Genomic DNA, 4122 nt, shown 5'->3' on the forward strand with positions numbered 1-4122 from the left:
GGCCTTGGGGTTGGCGGTGCTCAGTGCCGCCTTGCCGGCCTGGCAGGCCTACCGGCTCGACGTGATGCGGCTGCTGCAAGCGCCGCGATGACGGGCGGCCGCCCCGGGGCAGGCCGCCGGATCTCGCGGATGAACCTTCCGGCGGGCGGCGGGTCGACGTCGCATGTCTTGGCTTTGTCATGGAGAGTCTTTTGTCATGATTGACCGTGTTCTGTTCTCGCTGGTGCTGGCCTTCCCTCTGATGCTGGGCGCTGCAGGGGTCCAGGCCCAGCAAGCGCCGGTTTTGTCCGACCATGTGAAGAAGGACATCGAGCGCCACCGCGCGATGGCGGCGGCCCATGAGGCCGCGGCGCGCTGCCTGGAGTCCGGCAAGAGCGAGGACGCCTGCCTGAAAGAGCTGCAGGCGGCCTGCAAGGGCCTGGGCATCGGCAAGCACTGCGGCATGCGTCACGTCCACTGAGCACCTTCCGATGACCGATCGTCGCTGCTTCGTCTGCGGCCTGCTGGCCCTGGCGGCCCCGGGGGCCTGGGCCCAGCTCGCCGCCCCGCTGGGGGGGGCGGCGCCGGCGTCACCGCTGGGCAGCGGACCGGGCTACCACAGCCCGGACAGCCCGATCCCGCCGCTGCAAGAGCGCGAGGGGGTGCTGTCATGGAAGCTCCTCGGATCGGTCAAGACCCGGGCCGAACGCCAGCGGCTGCGGCCGATCTTCCCGGCCGATGTGAGGGCCCTGGACCGGCAGATCGTGAAGGTGCAGGGTTTCATGATGCCGCTGGATGCCAGCGAGCGTCAGCACCACTTCCTGCTGTCGGCCGTGCCCACCACCTGTTCGTTTTGCATCCCGGCCGGCCCGGAGGGGCTGGTCGAGGTGCGGGCCAAGACGCCGGTGCGCTATAGCGTGGACCCGGTGGTGGTCGAGGGGCGGCTGTCTGTGTTGGACAACGACCCCTACGGGCTGTTCTACCGCCTCACCGAGGCGCAGCCGGCGCGCTGAAGCCCCGGTGCCGCCACCTGGCGGTGGCGGGCCAAGGCCCTGCGGGCTCGGTACACTGGGCGCAAGCCGCCCTTGGGGCCCCAGTATGTCGTCGCCGTCTTTCTCTTTTTCCGATCCACCGGTCATTGACGCGGCGGCGCAAGCCTTGCTGGACATGACGTCCGAGCCCTTGTTCCTCGCCGACCCGCAGGGACATATCGTCTTTGGCAATGCCGCCTGGCGGGACTGGATGCACCGCCACGGCGGCGCGGGCGGGGAGCTGACGGCTGCTGTGCAGGCACGGCCGCCTTCGCAGGACCGGGAAGCGGCGCAGCAGGTGTCGTCGTCCGGGCGGGCCCCTGAGGGGGCGCCGCTGGTGATGGCCGACGGCTCCCGGCTGCATCTGCGTCCCTGGCATGGGCAGGACGGGTGGGCCGGCTGGCTGGGCCGCATCGCGGCGCCGAGCGGGCCGGCCGAGACCGGCCACGGCGTGGCGCCCGGTTTGGCGCAGCGCCTGGAGATGACCCAGGACTTCGGGCGCCTGGCGGTGTGGGAGCGCAGCCTCGACGGCCGGCAGGCCCACTGGGATGAGCACATGTTCCGCTTCTATGGTCTGCCCCCCCAGCCGCAACCGCCCGATCCCGACACCATCCGGGAGTTGATCCATCCCGAGGATCGCGAGCGCGTTCTGCAGGCCTGGCAGGCCAGCATCCGCTCACCCGGTGCCTACCACCTGCACTACCGCCTCGTGCCCCGCACCGGCGGTGTGCGCGTCGTGCATTCATTGTGGCGGGTGCTGGCCGACGCCCACGGCCGCCCAGACCGCGCGCTGGGCGTGCTGGTCGACGACACCGAAAGCTTCGAGCGGGGTGCCCAGGTGCGTAAGCTCAGTGCCCAGTTCGAGCTGGCGGTGGAACTGGCCCAGCTGATCATCTGGGTGCACGACCCGGCCACCGACGAGCTGCGTGTCAACGAGCGGGCGGCGGCGCTGCTGGGGGTGCCGGAGCGGGTGGCCCTGCGGTTGGAGGACGTGCGCGCGCGTGTGCACGAGGACGATCGCCAGGCCCTGGCCGAGGGGCTGCAGCGGGTACTCGACGGTGAGGATGCGGTCGACGTCGTCGCCCGCTATCGCGATGCCCAGGGGGTCTACCGCACCTTGCTGACGCGCCGTGCCGCGCAGCGCGATGAGACGGGTCGCGTCGTGGCGGTGCTGGGGGTGGCCATGGACATCACGGAGCGTCGCAACACCGAGCTGGCCTTGCAACAGGCGCAGGCGCGCGCGGCCCTGGCCACCCGCGAGGCCGGCATCGGCACCTGGGAGCGTGACCTGCGCACCGGCACCAGTCACTGGGACGCGCAGATGTACCTGCTGCGCGGCCTGAGCCCGGACGATCCGCGGCCGGTGGAGGCTTTGCGCGTGAGCTGCGTGCACCCGGACGACCGGGCGGCGATGTGGGCCCGTTACGACCAGGTGCATGCGGGCGCTCTGGACCGCACGGCCTTCGAGTTCCGCGTGGTCTGGCCCGATGGCAGCGAACACTGGCTGGCCACGCGCGGGCACGTGCTGCGCGACGAGAGCGGCCAGCCGGTGCGCATGCTCGGGGTCAACTGGGACATCACCGAACTCAAGCGAACCGAGCAGGCCCTGCGCGAGAAGGCCGCGGCCGAACAGGCGAGCCGGGCCAAGTCGGAATTCCTGGCCCGCATGAGCCATGAACTGCGCACGCCGCTCAATGCGGTGCTGGGTTTCGCGCAGGTGCTGCAGGCCGATGCGGCGCAGGCCTTGAGTCCGGCCCAGCGGCAGCGGGTGGACCACATCCACGCCGCCGGTCGTCACCTGCTGGCCCTGATCGACGACATGCTGGACCTGGCGCGCATCGAGTCGGGCACCGTGGCCCTGCGCCCGGAGGCGCTCGATGTGCAGGTGGTGGTGGCCGATGCCTTGGGGCTGGTGGCGCCGATGGCCCGCGCGCACCGCATCGAGCTGCACACCGGATCGCTGGCCGGCCTGGTGCAGGCCGACCGGCAGCGCCTGCGCCAGGTGCTGATGAACCTGCTGTCCAATGCCATCAAGTACAACCGCCCGGGCGGGCGCGTGGACGTGGCCGCGCACGGGACGGCCGATTGGCTCACACTGGTCGTGCGCGATACCGGCCGGGGGATGAGCCGCGAGCAGGTGCAGGGCTTGTTCGAACCGTTCAACCGCCTGGGGGTGGAGCGCGAGGGGATCGAAGGCACCGGCATCGGTTTGTCGATCGCGCGGCAGCTCGTGACCCACATGGGCGGGCGCATCGAGGTGCGCAGCCGCGTGGGCCAGGGCAGCGAATTCGAGGTGTGGCTGCCACGCGCCCTGCAAGCGGCCTGCCCGGCTGCCGGCGAGGCGCCGGCCCCCACCCCGCCGGTGGCACCGCAGCCGCAGGCCGAGCCTGCGCAACCGGCGCTGGAGCTGCTCTACATCGAGGACAACGAGGTCAACGTCACGCTGGTGCGCGAGGTGCTGGCCCTGCGCCCGGCAGTGCGGCTCAGCGTGGCGGGTGACGGTGCGGGCGGCGTGGCGCTGGCGCACACCTTGCAGCCCGATGCGGTGTTGGTGGACATGCACCTGCCCGACATGGACGGCCATGAGGTGCTGCGCCGCCTGCAAGCCGACCCGCGCACCGCCGCCCTGCCATGCATCGCGCTGTCGGCCAATGCGATGCCCGAGGACGTGCAGCGGGCCCTGGCCGCAGGTTTCCTGGACTACTGGACCAAGCCCATCGATGTGGCGCGCTTCCTGGCGGCCATCGACCGCATGCTGGCGGCGCGTGCGGGGCGTGAGGGATGAGCGGTGTCCTGGTTTCTTTCAGGGGGCCAGCCGCTCGCGCAGACCCGATTCGAGGATCCACCCTAGGGCGGCCGGGCAGGGAAGGCTCCACCGGCGGGCCGCGTACCGCCAGATGAGCATCGCGCCAAGGAAGACCGCCCCGATCGCCAGGACGGCGCGCGGCGGCCTCATGCGACCCGTCCCGGCGGGGCATCGGCGAGACGGACCACATCCCCGACGTCGTCGGGCGCGCTGCGCCAGATCCCAGGCAGGCGCGTCCGTTTGAGAAGCAGCGCATTGATCGCTACCAGGATCGAGCTCCCCGACATCGAGAGCGCCGCGATCTCC

At 71.4% G+C, this 4122-nt stretch carries 3 protein-coding genes; all 3 read left to right on the top strand.

Features of this window, described 5'->3' with window-relative positions:
* Window positions 1–196 precede the first annotated feature (196 nt).
* Entirely contained in the window at window positions 197–460 is a 264-nt protein-coding gene (locus ACK42S_RS16130; RefSeq protein WP_409709867.1) for a hypothetical protein, read from the top strand.
* A 10-nt stretch (window positions 461–470) separates the two neighbouring features.
* Window positions 471–992 (top strand): DUF3299 domain-containing protein, encoded by a 522-nt coding sequence (locus tag ACK42S_RS16135; RefSeq protein WP_409709870.1) that lies wholly within the window; start codon window positions 471–473, stop codon window positions 990–992.
* A 154-nt stretch (window positions 993–1146) separates the two neighbouring features.
* On the top strand, window positions 1147–3795 hold the full coding sequence (locus tag ACK42S_RS16140; RefSeq protein ID WP_409709873.1) for a PAS domain-containing protein: 2649 nt from the start codon (window positions 1147–1149) through the stop codon (window positions 3793–3795).
* Window positions 3796–4122: the final 327 nt, after the last annotated feature.

Origin of the sequence: Caldimonas sp. (assembly GCF_046289365.1) — a bacterium.
Taxonomy (GTDB): Bacteria; Pseudomonadota; Gammaproteobacteria; order Burkholderiales; family Burkholderiaceae_C; genus Caldimonas.

Excerpts from the sequence above, each read along its gene's own strand:
- ACK42S_RS16130 (WP_409709867.1), top strand. The coding sequence starts at position 197 with ATGATTGACCGTGTTCTGTTCTCGCTGGTGCTGGCCTTCCCTCTGATG.
- ACK42S_RS16135 (WP_409709870.1), top strand. The coding sequence starts at position 471 with ATGACCGATCGTCGCTGCTTCGTCTGCGGCCTGCTGGCCCTGGCGGCC.
- ACK42S_RS16140 (WP_409709873.1), top strand. The coding sequence starts at position 1,147 with ATGACGTCCGAGCCCTTGTTCCTCGCCGACCCGCAGGGACATATCGTC.